Consider the following 16570-nt stretch of genomic DNA (forward strand, 5'->3'; position numbering starts at 1 on the left):
TTGGTCGCCACGGTCGCCTCACATGCGCTCGGGCGCCGAGACGCCGAGCAGGTCGAGGCCGTTGGCGAGCACCTGGCGGGTGGCGTCGTTGAGCCACAGGCGCGTGCGGTGCGTGTCGGTGAGCTCCTCGTCGGAGCGCGGGCGCACGCGGCAGGTGTCGTACCACTTGTGGAAGTGCCCGGCGAGGGTCTCGAGGTAGCGGGCGACGCGGTGCGGTTCACGCAGCTCGGCCGCGTGGGCGACGACCCGCGGGAAGTCGCCGAGCGTGGCGAGCAGGGTCGCCTCGGTCGGGTCCGAGAGCAGCCCCGGCTCGAAGGCGTCGGCGCGGTCGATGCCGTCCTCGGCGGCCAGGCGCGCGACGTTGGCGGTGCGCGCGTGTGCGTACTGCACGTAGAAGACGGGGTTGTCGTTGGTCTGCTTGCGCAGCTCCTCGCCGTCGAGGCTGAGCGGGCTGTCCGCGGGGTAGCGGGCCAGCGAGTAGCGCACGGCGTCGGAGCCGATCCACGAGATGAGGTCGCGCAGCTCGATGATGTTGCCGGCGCGCTTCGACAGCTTGGCGCCGTTGAGGTTGACGAGCTGCCCGATGCGGATCTCGATGTTGGTGTCCGGGTCGTCACCTGCGCAGGCGGCGATGGCCTTGAGCCGGGAGACGTAGCCGTGGTGGTCGGCACCGAGGAGGTAGATCTTCTCGGGGAAGCCGCGGTCCTTCTTGCTCAGGTAGTACGCGGCGTCGGCGGCGAAGTACGTGGGCACGCCGTCGGCGCGGACCAGGACGCGGTCCTTGTCGTCGCCGAAGTCAGTGGTGCGCAGCCAGACGGCCCCGTCGCGGTCGTCGACGTGGCCCTGCTCTCGCAGGCGGGCGATGGCGGCCTGGACCGCTCCCCCGTCGTGCAGGGTCTTTTCGGAGAACCACACGTCGAAGTGCACGCCGAAGTCGTCGAGGGTGGACCGGATGTCGGCGAGCTGGGCCTCGTAGCCGAGCTGGCGGGCGACGGCCAGGGCCTCGTTATGCGGCAGCTCGAGCAGGTCGGGGCGGGCGCGAAGGGCGGTCTCCGCCAGGTCGTCGACGTAGGCACCGGGGTACCCGCCCTCGGGTGTGGGTTCCCCCTTCGCCCGGGCCAGGACGGAGGCGGCGAAGTTGTCCATCTGGGCGCCGGCGTCGTTGATGTAGTACTCGGAGGTGACGGCCGCTCCGGAGGCCGCGAGCAGGCGGCGGATCGAGTCGCCGAGCGCTGCCCAGCGGGTGTGGCCGATGTGCAGCGGACCGGTGGGGTTGGCGGAGATGAACTCGAGGTTGACCGTGTGGCCGGCCATCGCCTCGTTGCGGCCGTAGGCGGCACCGGCCTCGACGATCGAGCGCGCGAGCTCACCGGCGGAGGCGGCGTCGAGGGTGATGTTGAGGAAGCCCGGGCCGGCGATCTCGATGTCGGCGATGCCTGCGGTGGCGCCGAGACGCGCGGCGACGACCGCGGCGACGTCCCGGGGCTTCATGCCGGCCGGCTTGGCCAGCTGCATCGAGATGTTGCTCGTCCAGTCACCGTGGCCCTTTTGCTTCGGTCGCTCCACGCGGATCTCGGCGGGCACCTCGACGGTCATCTCGCCGGCCTCGACGGCGGCGGTCAGGGCGGCACGGATCGCTGCAACAAGCTCTTCGGGGGTCACGGTCGGCCAGTCTAGGTGCGCGGCGGTCGTGCCCGTCGCGGCGGTCGATTCTCGGGACGGGCGAGCCCGGTGCTAACCTCACCGGGCACCACCCCGCCTCCGTAGCTCAGGGGATAGAGCACTGGTTTCCGGTACCAGGGGCCGCAGGTTCGAATCCTGCCGGGGGCGCGTTTTTCCACGAAGGGCCGCCAGCACTCGCTGGCGGCCCTTCGGCGTGGCCGCACGAATCGAAGGCCCCCGCTCAGCCGAGCGGAGGCCTTCGTCGTACTCGCGTGCGGGGGCTCCCCTTCGCACGTCGTGGCCAGGCCTCCTACAGGTCCCGGTGCATCCCGGGGTCGCCCGGCTCGTCGGCCGCGGAGTCGCCGCGGACGCTGAGGTTGAGGATCGCTGCGGCGAGCCCACCCCAGATGGTGAGCATCGCGACGATCATCATGACGATCGCTGTCGTGGTCATGCCGTGTCACCTCCGTCGACGATCAGGGCGTCCTCGGCGCGCTCGGCGGCCTCGATCTCGTCCGGGTCGGCGCTGAGCAGCACGCCGCGACGCCACGGCACGAGGGAGAGCACGATGGCGATGATCGGCAGCGCCGCGGCCATGCCCCAGCCGAAGACGTTGAGCAGCTGCGCCGGGTAGTCCTCGTAGGGGGCGACGATCTTGGCCTCGAGCTCACGCACGAGCATCACGACGAGGACGATCGGCAGCAGCGCGCCGACGATCCAGCGCCACCAGCCGCGCAGCCTGATCGAGCTGACCCGGTCCATGTGACCCTCGAGCTCTGGCAGCTTGGCCAGGACGCCGGAGACGACGAGCATCATGACCGTGGCCACCGCGAGGATGCCGAAGGAGTTGACGAAGGCGTCGAGGGTGTCGAGCAGGTAGATCCCACCCGTGGTCGAAAACATCGCGATGCTGGCCACGGCCATGGGGACCCCGACGACGAAGGTCGCCGTCCGGCGGGAGATGCCGACCTTGTCGCGGATGGCGCCGATGACGACCTCGAGGATCGAGATGAGCGAGGTGATGCCGGCGAGGACGAGCGAGCCGAAGAAGAGCACGCCCAGGACAGCGCCGGCCGGCGCCTCGTTGATGATCGCGGGGAAGGCGACGAAGGCCAAGCCGATGCCGCTGGCGACGACTTCGCTGATGTCCTGGCCGGAGGCCTGGGCCATGAAGCCGAGCGCGGCGAAGACCCCGATACCGGCGAGCAGCTCGAAGCCGGAGTTGGCGAAGGCCACGACAGACCCCGACCCCGTCATGTCGGTCTTGCGGCCGACGTAGCTGGCGTAGGTGATCATGATGCCGAAGCCCACCGACAGGCTGAAGAAGATCTGGCCGACGGCGGAGATCCACACGCTGGTGTCCTTCAGCGCGGCCCAGTCGGGGGTGAAGAAGGCGTTGAGACCGCTGCCGGCGCCGTCGAGGGTGAGGGAGATGACCACCAGCGCGATGAAGGCGACGACCAGCGCCGGGATGAAGATGACCGCGGTGCGCCCGATGCCGGCCTGGACGCCCATCGCGAGCACGCCGATCGTCACGACCCAGAAGAGGACCATCGTCAGCGTGATCTCGGGGACGAAGTCGAAGGTCGGCCCGGGCGTCTCCGCGGCGCTGAGGTAGTCGCCGAAGAAGTAGCTGTTGGGGTCCTCGCCCCAGCCCTTCGTGAACGACAGCACCGTGTACTTGCCGGCCCAGGCGAGGATCGCGGCGTAGTAGACCGCGATGACGATGCAGATGAGCACCTGCCACCACCCCAGCCACTCCGCGCCGCGACCTAGCCGTCGCAACGACAAAGGGGCCGACCCGCGGAAGCGGTGGCCGATCGAGTAGTCGAGGTAGAGCAGCGGGATGCCGGCGAGGAGCAGCGCGACGAGGTAGGGGATGAGGAAGGCGCCGCCGCCCCCTTCGTAGGCGACGTAGGGGAAGCGCCAGATGTTGCCCAGCCCGACGGCTGATCCGATCGCGGCGAAGATGAAGACCTTGCGCGAGGAGAAACCCTCCCTGGGCTTGACCTCGGTGGCCGGTGCGCGGGACATGCTCACTCTCCTGATGTCAGATGAACTCCAACATGTTCCAGTATCCGCTCCCGATGTGGCCCACGCCACGCCGATCGGCGGGCGGTCGGGGCCCACAGGCCGCCAGAGAATCCGCATTTCCCTAGGCAAATGACCGGTCTGGTGGTGATTTGCCTAGGGAAATACGGTCTGGGGTGCGCATTTCCCTAGGCAAATACGGCCAAGGGTGCACATTGCCCTAGGGAAATGTGGCCGGGCGACCTGCCAGGCGTCGCGTACGGACATCGCCGTAGGACGAGCAGCTCGGCGCGCACCCGCGCACCCGCGGGCCTTCGGGCTCGTCGGCGAGCAGGTCCTTGAGCCGGTTGATCCGGTGACCCGCGAGTACAGAGCACGACGTGACCACCTGGCGTGGGATCAGCCGCCGTGACGGCCGAAGGGGGTCAGCCCCGCTGCGTGGAGTCCGTCACCTCGCCGACGAGCTCCTCGATGACGTCCTCGAGGAAGACGACGCCGCGGACGGAGCCGTCGCCGTCGACGACCCGCGCCAGGTGGGTGCCGGTGCGCTGCATGGTAGCGAGCACGTCCTCGACCTCGTCGTCCGGCTGCACGGTCGCCATGCGGCGCAGGCGCTTGCGCGGGACCGGCTGGCTGCGCTCGTCACCGTCGGCGTAGAGCACGTCCTTGAGGTGGAGGTAGCCGGCGAGCTCGCCGCCCTCGTCGACCGTCGGGTAGCGCGAGTAGCCGTGCTTGGCGACGAGTCGCTCGATGTCGTCGGGCGTCGCGTCTCGCGGCACGGTGACGAGGTCGGCGACCGGGACACCCACGTCGGCGGCGTCCTTGTCGGAGAACTCGAGGGCCGCCCCGACAAGGCCGTACTTATCGGACTCGACGAGCCCTTCGCGGTGCGACTCGTGGACGATCTGTTGGACCTCCTCGGCGGTGAAGGCCGAGCCCACCTCGTCCTTGGGCTCGATGCCCATGGCCCGGACGAAGGCCTTGGAGACCCAGTCCATGAGGACGATGACCGGCTTGGCGATCTTCATGACCCACATGAGCGGCGGGACGAGCAGCATCGCGGAGCGCTCGGGGCCGGCGATCGCCAGGTTTTTGGGCACCATCTCGCCGACGACGACGTGCAGGTAGACGACGATGAGGATCGCGAGCACGAGCGAGGTCGCGTCGGTGAAGGCATCGGGCACCCCGATGCGCTCCATGACCGGGTGCAGCGCGTGGTGCAGCGCCGCCTCGGAGATCGCACCGAGCAGCACCGAGCAGATCGTGATGCCGAGCTGACAGGTCGCCAGCAGGACCCCCGTGTGCTGCAGGGCCTCCACGGCGATCGCGGCCCGCTTGTCGCCCGCGTCCGCAAGCGGCTCGAGCTGTGAGCGCCGCGCGGACATCGCCGCGAACTCGGCGCCGACGAAGAAGGCATTGGCGAGCAGCAGCGCCACGGTGATCAGGATCGTCGTCATGCCGGCTCACCCCCCTTCGTCGTGTCGTCGGAGTCGGTGGCGTCGTCGCCGACCTGCTCGACGAAACGCAGCCGGTCGACACGGCGGGTGTCCATGTCGGCCACGGTGATCTGCCAGCCCTCGATCTCGATGACGTCGCCGACCTCGGGGACGCGGCCGAGCTCGGCCATGACCCAGCCTCCGACGGTCTCGTAGGCCGGGCCCTCGGGCACGGGGGCGCCGACGCGGTCACGGACCTCGTCGGGGCGCCACAGACCCGGCACGGTCCACACGCCGTCGCCGAGGTCGCGGCCGGTGGTCTGGGCGAGGTCGTGCTCGTCGTTGACCTCGCCGACGATCTCCTCGACGAGGTCCTCGAGGGTGACGACACCTGCGGTGCCGCCGTACTCGTCGACGACGACGCCCATCTGCAGGCCGGAGTCACGTAGCTGGATGAGCAGCGGGTCCAGGCGCAGGGTCTCGGGGACGACGACGGGGTCGATCATCAGGGCCGAGACGGGCACGGCGGCGCGGCGCTCATGGGGCACGGCGATCGCCTTCTTGACGTGGACGACACCGTCGACGTCGTCCCAGTCCTCCCCGGTGACGGGGAATCGGGAGTGGCCGGTGCGACGCGCGAGGGCGACGAGGTCCTCGGCGGAGGCGGTGCGGTCGATGGAGCTGGCGCGGTTGCGCGGGGTCATGACGTCGGCGGCCGTCTGCTCGCCGAAGCCGAGGGAGCGGGCGACGAGCCGGCCGGTGCCGGAGTCGAGGGTGCCCGCCTCGACGGAGGTGCGCACGAGCGAGGCCAGCTCCGCGGGGCTGCGGGCGGCAGACAGCTCCTCCTGGGGCTCGACGCCCATGCGGTGCAGCACCCAGTTGGCGCTGCCGTTGAGGACGAAGATCAGCGGCTTGAAGAGGACGCCGACGATCCGCATGGGGCGGGCGACGACCTTCGCCGTGCCGAGCGGCTCGGAGACGGCGAGGGTCTTGGGGACCATCTCGCCGAGGATCATCGAAAAGACGGTTGCGATGACGAGAGCGAGCCCGCTCGCCGTGGACGACGCCGCCCGCTCCGGCAGGCCGAGGGCCTCGAGCCCCGGCTGGATGAGCGCACCGACCGCCGGGCTGGCGATGAAACCGAGGGCCAGGGTCGTGACCGTGATGCCGATCTGGCAGGCCGACAGCAGTGTGGAGAGCGTGCGAAGGGAGGTGAGCACCGGCTTCGCGCCGTGGTCGCCGGAGTCGACGGCCCGCTGGACCGTGGGCCGGTCGAGGGCGACGAGCGAAAACTCTGCCGCGACGAAGAGGGCGGTACCGAGGGTGAGGAGGAGGGCAAGGACTAAGAGACCTATGGTCATGGTGGGCGAGATTCTACGGGGAACCCGCTGGGAGACGGCTGTGAGCATGCTCCGCCCCGCTCCCTGAGGAGGGCTCGAAGGGAGACCCCACCCCCGCTCCCTGAGGAGGTCGCCCCGCGACCGTCTCGAAGGGAGACCCCGGCCACCGCTCCCTGAGGAGGTCGCCCCGCGACCGTCTCGAAGGGAGACCCCACCCCCGCTCCCTGAGGAGGTCGCCCCGCGACCGTCTCGAAGGGAGACCCCACCCCCGCTCCCTGCCCCTCGAGACGGCGCTGGCGCGCCTCCTCGGGACCCGGAGGACGCTCTGCGACCGTCTCGAAGGGAGACCCCACCCCCGCCCCCTGCCACCGCTCCCTGAGGAGGTCGCTCTGCGACGGTCTCGAAGGGAGAGCACCGTCAGGTCCGTCGACGGGCCAACATCTGGATCGCGTCGAAGTCGCCGCGGATCAGCGCCTCCTTCTTGGCGCGTGACCAACCGTGGATCTGGCGCTCGATGGCATATGCCTGCGTCACTCGAGGGGTCTCGGCTGCCCACACGAGCTCGACGGGCATCCGACTCTTGGTGTACGCCGATCCGCCACCTTCACCGTGCTGCCGCATCCGAGCCTCGAGATTGCGCGCGCTGCCGACGTAGTAGGAGCCATCAGCACAGCGAAGGATGTAGACGTGGGCCATGGGTTCGATCCCAGCAGGTCCGGGGGTGGGCGAAGGGAGGTTTTCCACAGTGGTCCGGGGTCTCCCTTCGAGACGGTCGCAGAGCGACCTCCTCAGGGAGCGGTGGGCTGGGTCGCCCTTCGAGCTCTCCTCCGGGAGCGAAAGTCTCTCCCCGGTCCCTGAGGAGCGAGGCCGCCTGCGGCCGACGTCTCCCCTCCGGTCCCTGAGGAGCGAGGCGGTCCACGGCCGAGCGTCTCGAAGAGACGACGCCAACCTCCCTTCGAGACGGTCGCAGAGCGACCTCCTCAGGGAGCGGTGGGCTGGGTCGCCCTTCGAGCTCTCCTCCGGGAGCGAAAGTCTCTCCCCGGTCCCTGAGGAGCGAGGCCGTCCACGGCCAAGCGTCTCGAAGGGACGTCACCGATCTCCCTTCGAGACGGTCGCAGAGCGACCTCCTCAGGGAGCGGTGGTCGTGGGTCGCGGGGCGACCTCCTCAGGGAGCGGGGGGCGGTGGTGGGGCGGGCCTCCACCCGTGGGGGGAGGCGCGATTCATCCGATGGGTGGATGTCCCCCTTCGCCCGGGATGGTTGCATGGGACCCGACATCAACCGATGAAGGGGACTTCATGACCACCACGGGAGCGCGCGTCGAAGTACGCAACCTCACCAAGAGGTTTGGCAGCTTCACCGCTGTCGATGATCTCAGCTTCAACGTCGAGCCGGGCCGGATCACCGGCTTCCTCGGCCCCAACGGCGCCGGCAAGACGACGAGCCTGCGGATGCTGCTCGGCCTCGTCAAGCAGACCCAGGGCACGGCGACGATCGACGGCAAGCCCTACCGCGAGCTCGACCAGCCGCTGCGTGTGGTCGGGTCGGCGCTCGAGGCGACCAACTTCCACCCGGGGCGCTCCGGTCGCGACCACCTGCGGGTGCTCGCCGCGACCTCCGGCATCCCCGACAGGCGTGTCGACGAGCTGCTCGAGCTCACCGGCATCCCGGCCGCGGCCCGCAAAAAGGCCGGCGGCTACAGCATGGGCATGCGCCAGCGGCTCGGCCTGGCGGCCGCGCTCCTCGGCGACCCGCGCCTGCTCGTCCTCGACGAGCCGGCCAACGGGCTCGACCCGGAGGGCATCCGCTGGCTGCGCGGCTTCCTGCGCCACCTCGCGAGCGAAGGACGCACGATCCTCGTCTCCAGCCACCTGCTGCAGGAGATCGAGCAGACCGTCGACGACGTCGTCATCCTCGCCAACGGCAAACTCGTCAAGGAGGGCACCGTCGGTGACCTGCGCGGCGCGGCGACCTCGCTCGTGCGCACGACCGACGCCGACACGCTCATCGGTGCGCTGCGCGTCGCCGACGTGCCGGCGAAGCTGCAGGACGACGGCGGCGTCGTCGCCGAGACCGACGACCTGCGTCTGGTGGGCGATGTCGCCCTTCGCGCCGGTGTCCCGGTCCACGAGCTGCGTCCGCTCGCCGCGGACCTCGAGCAGCTCTTCTTCTCCCTCACCGAGGGCACGAACCGCAACCTCGGTGACACCGGGGGTTCGGCGGCGCCGGCGATGACCGACGCCATCGAGGGCCAGGAAGGGGCGAACGGCTGATGCTGGGTGCGATCAAGTCCGAGATCCGCAAGATCTTCACGACCAAGCTGTGGTGGGGCATGGGCATCGGGATGGCGGCCTTCGCCTTCCTGTTGTCGATGGCCGCCGCCTCGCTCATCGGTCTGACCAACCCCGACGGCTCGAGCGCGGGCTTCGACTCGATGACGGGCGCGACCGGCCAGATGGTCTACAGCGCCGGTCTGCTCGGTGAGTTCGGCAGCATGTCGGCGCTCTTCCCGCTGGCGCTCGGTGTCCTGCTCATCACGACCGAGTACCGGCACAAGACGGCGACGGCCACCTACCTGGCGACGCCGCGGCGGTGGATCGTCGCGATCGCCAAGACCCTCGCGGTCATCGTCGTCGGCGCCGTCCTCGGTGTCGTGCACGTCATCGCGTCAGTCGGGGGCGGTGCGCTGGTCCTCACGGTCTTCAAGGACCAGCCGCTGCTGCTCGGCAACAGCGACGTCGTCGCGACCTACGGCACCTCGATCGTCGCGACGGTCGTGTGGACGCTCATCGGCTTCGGCTTCGGCATGCTCGTGCGCAACCAGATCGCGGCGGTGCTCATCGCGGTGGCCTTCGGCTTCCTCGGTCAGCTCATCCTCAACATCGCCTTCGCGATCCTCGGATGGACGACCGCCGCGAAGTTCATCCCCGGCAACCTCACGACCGGCATGCTCGTCACCGCCGACCCGAGCGGTGGCGCCGTGGACGGCGGCGGCGACAGCTACTACTTCGCGTGGTGGCTGAGCGCACTCATCCTCATCGGCTACGCCGCGGTCCTCACCCTGCTCGGGTCGATCCTGTCCAACCGCAAGGACATCACCTGACGTAGCGCACCGCGCCTCACCCGCGGGACCGTCCTCGTGACGAAGGGGGGCGGTCCCGCGTCTGTGCGCCCCCTCCCTTCGAGACGGGCGCGGGAGCAAACAGCGGTCCCTGAGGAGCGAGGCCGTCCACGGCCGAGCGTCTCGAAGGGACGTCACCGATCTCCCTTCGAGGCGGTCGCAGAGCGACCTCCTCAGGGAGCGGTGGTCGTGGGTCGCAGAGCGACCTCCTCAGGGAGCGGAAATCTCCCCCCGGTCCCTGCCCTTCGAGACGGCGCTGGCGCGCCTCCCCAGGACCCGGAGCGAGGCCGTCCACGGCCGAGCGTCTCGACGGGACATCACCGATCTCCCTTCGAGACGGTCGCAGAGCGACCTCCTCAGGGAGCGGTGGTCGTGGGTCGCGGGGCGACCTCCTCAGGGAGCGGTGGTCGTGGGTCGCAGAGCGACCTCCCTTCGAGACGGTCGCAGAGCGACCTCCTCAGGGAGCGGTGGTCGTGGGTCGCGGGGCGACCTCCTCAGGGAACGGGGCCGGGGGCGGGAAGGGAGCGGGGAGGCGGGGGTGGCGCATGGCGTCCATCACGTTAGGCTGACCCGGTGGGGTCCGCGCTGCCTTCGGGCCCCGATTCGCGACTGTGACGAAAGAGGCGTATGCGCCGTGCCTGACCCCCAGGATGGCTCCGTGTCCCTGAACGACTTCGGCCCCAACGAGTGGCTGGTCGACGAGTTGTACGAGCAGTACACGAAGGACCGCAACAGCGTCGACAAGGCCTGGTGGGAGTTCTTCGAGAACTACACGCCAGGTCAGGGCGGCGGCGACAACGGGACCAGCGCGAAGGGGGCCGCCCCCGCCCCGCAGCAGACCGCCCCCGAGGCGAAGGCCGAGCCCAAGGCAGCGGCCAAGGCCGAGCCCGCCAAGGCCGAACCGAAGAAGGCAGAGGCCAAGGCCGAGCCCAAGAAGGCCGAGCCCAAGCAGGCTGAGCCGAAGAAGGACGAGGCGGCTAAGAGGGCCGAGCCGACCCCGCGCGAGGAGCAGAAGCCCGCCAAGGCCGAGGCGCCGGTGCAGGAGGACGTGCTCACCCCCCTTCGCGGCGCTGCCGCCCGGGTCGTGACCAACATGGAGGCCTCGCTCGAGGTCCCGACGGCGACGAGCGTGCGCGCTGTCCCCGCGAAGCTGCTCATCGACAACCGCATCGTCATCAACAACCACCTCAAGCGCAGCCGCGGTGGCAAGGTCTCCTTCACCCACATCATCGGGTACGCCCTCATCAAGGCGCTGCGGATGATGCCGGAGATGAATGTCGGCTACACGACGAACGACAAGGGCAAGCCCGTCGTCGTCCAGCCCGCGCACATCGGGCTGAGCATCGCCATCGACCTGCAGAAGGACGACGGCTCCCGCCAGCTCATGGTGCCCGTCGTCAAGCCCGCCGAGACGATGGACTTCAAGGCCTTCTGGCAGGCCTACGAGGTCGTCGTCACGAAGGCGCGTGACGGCAAGCTGACCGTCGAGGACTTCCAGGGCGCGACGATGTCGCTGACCAACCCCGGTGGCATCGGCACGGTCCACTCGATCCCGCGCCTGATGAAGGGCCTGGGCGCCATCATCGGCGTCGGCGCCCTCGACTACCCCGCCGAGTGGCAGGGCGCGAGCAACGAGACGCTCAACCGCAACGCCGTCTCCAAGATCCTCACGCTCACCTCGACCTACGACCACCGCATCATCCAGGGCGCGCAGTCCGGTGAGTTCCTGCGGGTCGTCCACCAGCTGCTCCTCGGCGCCGAGGGCTTCTACGACGAGATCTTCGAGAGCCTGCGCATCCCCTACGAGCCGGTGCGCTGGGTCCAGGACATCTCCACCTCCCACGACGACGACATCAACAAGGTGGCGCGCGTCCAGGAGCTCATCCACGCCTACCGCGTGCGCGGCCACCTCATGGCCGACATCGACCCGCTGGAGTACAAGCAGCGTCGTCACGAGGACCTGGACATCACCAGCCACGGCCTGACGCTGTGGGACCTCGACCGGCACTTCGCCACGGGCGGCTTCGGCGGTGAGCCCTTCCTCAAGCTGCGCAAGATCCTCGGCATCCTGCGCGACTCGTACTGCCGCACCACCGGCATCGAGTACATGCACATCCAGGACCCGGCGCAGCGCCGCTGGATGCAGGAGCGCGTCGAGGTCGGCTACGCCAAGACGACGAGCGACGAGCAGCTGCGCATCCTGCGCCGGCTCAACGCGGCGGAGGCCTTCGAGACCTTCCTGCAGACCAAGTTCGTCGGGCAGAAGCGCTTTTCCCTCGAGGGCGGCGAGTCGGTCATCGCCGTGCTCGACCGGATCCTGACCCGCGCCGCGGGCGAGGGCATGGACGAGGTCTGCATCGGCATGCCGCACCGCGGCCGGCTCAACGTCTTGGCCAACATCGCGGGCAAGTCCTACGGGCAGATCTTCCGCGAGTTCGAGGGCCAGCTCGACCCGAAGTCCGTCCAGGGCTCCGGCGACGTGAAGTACCACCTCGGCACCGAGGGCGAGTTCACCGGTGAGGACGGCGAGACGACGAAGGTCTACCTCGCGGCCAACCCGAGCCACCTCGAGGCGGTCAACCCGGTGCTCGAGGGCATCGTGCGCGCCAAGCAGGACCGGCTCAACCACGGCGGCGAGGACTTCCCCGTCCTGCCGATCCTCATGCACGGTGACGCGGCCTTCGCCGGTCAGGGTGTCGTGGCCGAGACGCTGCAGCAGAGCCAGCTGCGCGGCTACCGCACCGGCGGCACGATCCACGTCGTCGTCAACAACCAGGTCGGCTTCACGACCTCGCCGTCGGCGAGCCGCTCCTCGGTCTACTCGACGGACGTCGCGCGGATGATCCAGGCGCCGATCTTCCACGTCAACGGTGACGACCCGGAGGCCTGCGTGCGGGTCGCCGAGCTCGCCTTCGAGTTCCGGCAGAAGTTCCACAAGGACGTCGTCATCGACGTCGTCTGCTACCGCCGTCGTGGTCACAACGAGGGCGACGACCCGTCGATGACGCAGCCGCTCATGTACAAGCTCATCGAGTCCAAGCGATCGGTCCGCAAGCTGTACACGGAGAGCCTCATCGGTCGCAAGGACATCACCCCGGAGGAGGCGGACGCCGCGCTGCGCGACTACCAGGCGCAGCTCGAGCGGGTCTTCGTCGAGACCAAGGAGGCCCTCAAGGCTCCTGCCTCGCCGGCGGACGCCTCGAGCGACTCGGGCGACAGCGGCTCCGACGCCCCGGACAACGCCGGCCTCGAGCGGCCCGCCGCGCAGACGAGTGACCAGACGACGCGCTCGGCGACCGAGACGGCGATCTCCGAGACCGACCTCAAGCACATCGGCGACGTCTTCGACTCCCCGCCGGCGGACTTCACGATCCACCCGAAGCTGCAGCAGGCGATGCAGAAGCGTGCCGCCTCAGTGCACGAGGGCGGCATCGACTGGGGCACCGGCGAGATGCTCGCCGTGGGCTCGCTGCTCATGGACGGCACCCCGGTGCGTCTGGCCGGTCAGGACTCGCGTCGCGGCACCTTCGTGCAGCGGCACGCGGTCCTCATCGACAAGAACACCGGCGAGGAGTGGACGCCGCTCAACTACCTCGGTGGCGGGCAGGCCCGCTTCTGGGTCTACGACTCGCTGCTGTCGGAGTTCGCCGCGCTCGGCTTCGAGTACGGCTACTCCGTGGAGCGTCCCGACGCCCTCGTCATGTGGGAGGCGCAGTTCGGTGACTTCGTCAACGGCGCCGCGTCGATCATCGACGAGTTCATCTCCTCGTCGGAGCAGAAGTGGGGTCAGAACTCCTCGGTCGTCCTCCTCCTGCCGCACGGCTACGAGGGCCAGGGGCCGGACCACTCCTCCGCCCGCATCGAGCGCTTCCTCGCGCTGTGCGCGCAAAACAACATGACGGTCGCCTTCCCGTCGACGCCGGCGAGCTACTTCCACCTGCTGCGTCGTCAGGCCTACCACCGGCCGCGTCGCCCGCTCATCGTCTTCACCCCGAAGTCGATGCTGCGGCTCAAGGCCGCGAGCAGCCAGCCGGAGGACTTCACCGAGGGCACCTTCCGCGCGGTCCTGCCGGACATGGTCGGGCCGAAGGGAGAGGACGTCACCCGCGTCATCGTGGCGGCGGGCAAGGTCACGTGGGACCTCGAGGCCGAGCGCACGAAGCGCGGCGACGAGCAGACCGCGATCCTCCACCTCGAGCGGTACTACCCGCTGCCGGGTGAGGAGCTGGCCGCCGAGCTGGCGAAGTACCCCAACGCGGAGATCGTCCTCGTGCAGGAGGAGCCGGAAAACCAGGGTGCGTGGCCCTTCCTGGCCATGAACCTGCCGGCCGACCTGGCCGAGCACGGCGAGACGCGCGCACTGCGTGCGGTGACTCGCCCGCCGTCGGCCTCCCCGGCGGCCGGCACGGCCAAGAAGCACGCGCAGGAGCAGGCTGACCTGATCAGCCGCGCCTTCGATCGCTGATGTACTTCACCGACCGCGGCATCGAAGAGCTCGCGGATCGGCGTGGTGAGGAGCTGGTCACTCTCGAGTGGGTGAGTGACCAGCTCCGCACCTTCGTCGACCTCAACCCGGAGTTCGAGACGCCGATCGAGCGACTCGCGTCCTGGCTGGCCCGCCTGGACGACGACGAACTCGACGGCGAGTAACGTCGGGCAGCAGTACCCAGCAACCCCCGATCTTCAGGAGTACCCGAGTGAGCGGCCAGATGACCGACGCTGCCGGCAACGAGTTCACCCCGAGCGCGTCCTTTGCCGTCGACGAGGGGCGGAGGGAGATCGCGCTCGTCTTCATCGGGGACAGCTTCGTCGCGGGTGTCGGTGACGAAAAGGCGCTCGGCTGGACCGGTCGGGTCATGGCCCGCACCGAGGTGCCGGGTGCGGTCGTCGCCCACTACAACCTCGGGGTGCGGGGTGAGACCTCCGGCGGCGTCGCCGAGCGCTGGCAGGTCGAGGGGGCGCGCCGCTTCGCCGACGTCAGCGAGCGTCGCCTCGTCGTGCAGTTCGGTCACGCCGACGTACAGGCCGGCACCTCCATCGCCCGGCTGCGGCTCAACCTCGCCAACATCCTCGACGAGGCGAGCAGCCAGGGCGTCGCGGCCTTCGTCGTCGGCCCTCCCCCGGCCGCCAACCCCCAGACCAACGACGCGCTGCGCCAGCTCGTCGAGGCGCAGCGTGACGTGTGCGATCGCCGCGGCGTCACCTTCGTCGACACCTTCACCCCCCTCGCCGGTCACGACCAGTGGGAGTCGGACATCGCCGCCTCGGTCGATGGTGTGCACCCGGGCCAGGCCGGCTACGGCCTCATCGCCTGGCTGGTGCTCCACCACGGCTGGGGCGAGTGGATCGGCTGACCCAGACCCTCCCCTTCCCTCAGAGTCTGGGTCGATGTATGCGGGTGGCGTCAGACCCACCGGGTATACATCGACCCGCTCCACCTCGAGGCAGCCCCACCTCCCGGGCGCTAGGCAGCGCTGCGCCGGGACGCCCTCAGGTTGTCCTGCGCCCAGTCGGAGGCGAGCGCCTCGCGGACCTGCTCCATGAAGGCGTGCTCGTCCAGGCGCAGTCCGATGACGTTGACCCGTAGCACCCGGTCCCCTCCGATGACGACGGCATTTTCGCGCAGGTTGTCGTCAACACTCTTGAGCCCCCACAGGTGCCCGGCACCGTCGATCTCCACGACGAGCCCGTGCTCCTCGAAGTACACGTCCAGGTAGGCCCGCCGCCCCGGCAGCTTGCGCAGCACCTGTCGCGTCGGCGTGGGCAACCCCCTTCGGCGGCAGGCATCGGCGAAGTGCAGCTCCCCCAGTGCCTGAGCGCCGTCTGCGACGTCCCGCGCGATCCGAAGGATGAAGGCTCGACGCGTCCGGCCCTTGACCACGTCGACCGCGTCGAGCAGCTGCTGCCCGGTCGCGAGCCTCTGCTGGACTGCCATCGCCATGAGGGTGGCCGCTTGCGCGTCACTCACCGCCCAGTGCGCCGCCCGGATGGCCGCAACCGCGGGCTTGGTCCGGGGCACGCCAGCTCCCACCCGCTCGCCCTCGACGCGCCGGATGACCTTGTGGACCGCCACCCCGTCGATGCGCCTGACGTTGTGACGGTGCAGCGCCGAGATGTGCACGGTGTCCTCGGACCAGCCGTGCAGCCCGGCGGCTCGGAGGGCGGACACCCCGTCGATCTGCGCGATGGCTTCGCCGGCCTCCCACACGGCGCGCCACCGCTGCGCGTGCTCGTCGAGCGGCCCCGGCCGGGTCCCGAAGGTCTGCGTCCCCAGCCGCACCCACCGCCCGGCCTCGACGTGGGCATCGGCCTGCCAGCGGGTCACCCCGAGATCGCGCAGGTGCCGACGCTTGATGACGTAGCCGTAGTCCGCCGACGCCACCAGCACCCGCCGGTGCACGTCCATCGGGTGCTCGCGTCGCTTCGCCATGCAGCAAGGGTGGCGCTGCGCCAGCCATGACGAAGGGGGGTCCCCATCGCCTGTGGAGGGTGAGCCCCTGCCCGGGGACCCTGGGGACAGACTCGGTCGAGAGGGTCTCGGACGGGGGCAGCGTCTTCCCGAGCGCCCGCCCTGCCCCGTCACCCGCAGTGGGTCGATGTATTCGCCGGGGCCCCCAGCTCACCCTCATACATCGACCCAGCTCGTGGGCTCCGGGAGTCCGTGGACTGCTCCACGGGTCGATGTATTCGCAGGGGCCCCTAACCCACCCTTGTACATCGACCGAGTATCAGGGGCAGGCGAACCGAGCATCAGGGGCTGGCCAACCAACCGGGCATCTGGGGTGCTCACCCTTCGCCCACCGCGCCTGAACCGCACTGGGTCTGATGGAGRCTCGGGCTATTGGATTCCGACCAAGGGGTGGTCGGACCGTTGCGTAGCGTAGAACGCTTCCTCGAACTCTGCTGGCGGGACGTCGCCCAGGTAGCCGTGGAGGCGGTCGTGGTTGTGCCAGTGGACCCAGGACAGGGTGGCGAGCTCGA

At 69.6% G+C, this 16570-nt stretch carries 12 protein-coding genes, 1 tRNA gene and 1 pseudogene; 6 read left to right on the forward strand and 8 right to left on the reverse strand.

Features of this window, described 5'->3' with window-relative positions; translation table 11 throughout:
* Positions 1–18 precede the first annotated feature (18 nt).
* Positions 19–1662, reverse strand: coding sequence for an arginine--tRNA ligase (argS, locus tag AB4Y78_RS14795; protein ID WP_441715128.1), 1644 nt, complete (start codon positions 1660–1662; stop codon positions 19–21).
* 95 nt (positions 1663–1757) lie between these two features.
* Between argS and AB4Y78_RS14800 the strand changes: the two genes are divergently transcribed.
* Positions 1758–1830, forward strand: a tRNA-Arg gene (locus tag AB4Y78_RS14800).
* A 142-nt stretch (positions 1831–1972) separates the two neighbouring features.
* Here the strand turns inward: AB4Y78_RS14800 and AB4Y78_RS14805 are convergent.
* The 5 genes from AB4Y78_RS14805 to AB4Y78_RS14825 form a co-directional block, all read right to left on the reverse strand.
* Positions 1973–2116 (reverse strand): methionine/alanine import family NSS transporter small subunit, encoded by a 144-nt coding sequence (locus AB4Y78_RS14805; RefSeq protein ID WP_083853725.1) that lies wholly within the window; start codon positions 2114–2116, stop codon positions 1973–1975.
* Complete coding sequence (locus tag AB4Y78_RS14810; RefSeq protein WP_007927796.1) at positions 2113–3696, reverse strand: sodium-dependent transporter; 1584 nt, start codon at positions 3694–3696, stop codon at positions 2113–2115. The genes AB4Y78_RS14805 and AB4Y78_RS14810 overlap by 4 nt, the downstream gene beginning before the upstream one ends.
* Positions 3697–4118: 422 nt before the next feature.
* On the reverse strand, positions 4119–5150 hold the full coding sequence (locus AB4Y78_RS14815; protein WP_387355472.1) for a hemolysin family protein: 1032 nt from the start codon (positions 5148–5150) through the stop codon (positions 4119–4121).
* Positions 5147–6490: a hemolysin family protein gene (locus AB4Y78_RS14820; RefSeq protein ID WP_282071673.1), complete on the reverse strand. Its 1344-nt coding sequence runs from the start codon at positions 6488–6490 to the stop codon at positions 5147–5149. The genes AB4Y78_RS14815 and AB4Y78_RS14820 overlap by 4 nt, the downstream gene beginning before the upstream one ends.
* Positions 6491–6886: 396 nt before the next feature.
* Positions 6887–7165, reverse strand: a complete 279-nt coding sequence (locus AB4Y78_RS14825) for a GIY-YIG nuclease family protein (RefSeq protein ID WP_259912110.1) — start codon at positions 7163–7165, stop codon at positions 6887–6889.
* A gap of 601 nt (positions 7166–7766) precedes the next feature.
* Here AB4Y78_RS14825 and AB4Y78_RS14830 point away from each other — a divergent pair.
* The 5 genes from AB4Y78_RS14830 to AB4Y78_RS14850 all read left to right on the forward strand — a co-directional run bounded on the left by AB4Y78_RS14830 (position 7767) and on the right by AB4Y78_RS14850 (position 14943).
* On the forward strand, positions 7767–8741 hold the full coding sequence (locus AB4Y78_RS14830; protein WP_441715717.1) for an ABC transporter ATP-binding protein: 975 nt from the start codon (positions 7767–7769) through the stop codon (positions 8739–8741).
* Positions 8741–9571, forward strand: coding sequence for a hypothetical protein (locus AB4Y78_RS14835; protein WP_441715715.1), 831 nt, complete (start codon positions 8741–8743; stop codon positions 9569–9571). Before AB4Y78_RS14830 ends, AB4Y78_RS14835 begins: the two co-directional genes overlap by 1 nt.
* Positions 9572–10247: 676 nt before the next feature.
* Entirely contained in the window at positions 10248–14054 is a 3807-nt protein-coding gene (locus tag AB4Y78_RS14840) for a multifunctional oxoglutarate decarboxylase/oxoglutarate dehydrogenase thiamine pyrophosphate-binding subunit/dihydrolipoyllysine-residue succinyltransferase subunit (RefSeq protein ID WP_441715713.1), read from the forward strand.
* A complete protein-coding gene (locus AB4Y78_RS14845) occupies positions 14054–14239 on the forward strand; it encodes a DUF6104 family protein (protein WP_441715711.1) in 186 nt (61 codons plus the stop codon). Before AB4Y78_RS14840 ends, AB4Y78_RS14845 begins: the two co-directional genes overlap by 1 nt.
* Before the next feature lie 47 nt (positions 14240–14286).
* A complete protein-coding gene (locus AB4Y78_RS14850; RefSeq protein WP_259921564.1) occupies positions 14287–14943 on the forward strand; it encodes a GDSL-type esterase/lipase family protein in 657 nt (218 codons plus the stop codon).
* Positions 14944–15053: 110 nt separating this feature from the next.
* On the opposite strand, the gene AB4Y78_RS14855 is transcribed toward AB4Y78_RS14850, so the two are convergent.
* On the reverse strand, positions 15054–16019 hold the full coding sequence (locus tag AB4Y78_RS14855; protein ID WP_387355478.1) for a hypothetical protein: 966 nt from the start codon (positions 16017–16019) through the stop codon (positions 15054–15056).
* 408 nt (positions 16020–16427) lie between these two features.
* A pseudogene (locus AB4Y78_RS14860) lies at positions 16428–16570 on the reverse strand (IS3 family transposase); the annotation flags it as partial.

This window comes from Janibacter sp. RAF52 (assembly GCF_052114035.1).
In the GTDB taxonomy this organism is placed as follows: Bacteria; Actinomycetota; Actinomycetes; order Actinomycetales; family Dermatophilaceae; genus Janibacter; species Janibacter hoylei.

Excerpts from the sequence above, each read along its gene's own strand:
- AB4Y78_RS14815 (WP_387355472.1), bottom strand. The coding sequence starts at position 5,150 with ATGACGACGATCCTGATCACCGTGGCGCTGCTGCTCGCCAATGCCTTC.
- AB4Y78_RS14820 (WP_282071673.1), bottom strand. The coding sequence starts at position 6,490 with ATGACCATAGGTCTCTTAGTCCTTGCCCTCCTCCTCACCCTCGGTACC.
- AB4Y78_RS14805 (WP_083853725.1), bottom strand. The coding sequence starts at position 2,116 with ATGACCACGACAGCGATCGTCATGATGATCGTCGCGATGCTCACCATC.
- AB4Y78_RS14825 (WP_259912110.1), bottom strand. The coding sequence starts at position 7,165 with ATGGCCCACGTCTACATCCTTCGCTGTGCTGATGGCTCCTACTACGTC.
- AB4Y78_RS14830 (WP_441715717.1), top strand. The coding sequence starts at position 7,767 with ATGACCACCACGGGAGCGCGCGTCGAAGTACGCAACCTCACCAAGAGG.
- AB4Y78_RS14835 (WP_441715715.1), top strand. The coding sequence starts at position 8,741 with ATGCTGGGTGCGATCAAGTCCGAGATCCGCAAGATCTTCACGACCAAG.
- AB4Y78_RS14810 (WP_007927796.1), bottom strand. The coding sequence starts at position 3,696 with ATGTCCCGCGCACCGGCCACCGAGGTCAAGCCCAGGGAGGGTTTCTCC.
- AB4Y78_RS14855 (WP_387355478.1), bottom strand. The coding sequence starts at position 16,019 with ATGGCGAAGCGACGCGAGCACCCGATGGACGTGCACCGGCGGGTGCTG.
- AB4Y78_RS14845 (WP_441715711.1), top strand. The coding sequence starts at position 14,054 with ATGTACTTCACCGACCGCGGCATCGAAGAGCTCGCGGATCGGCGTGGT.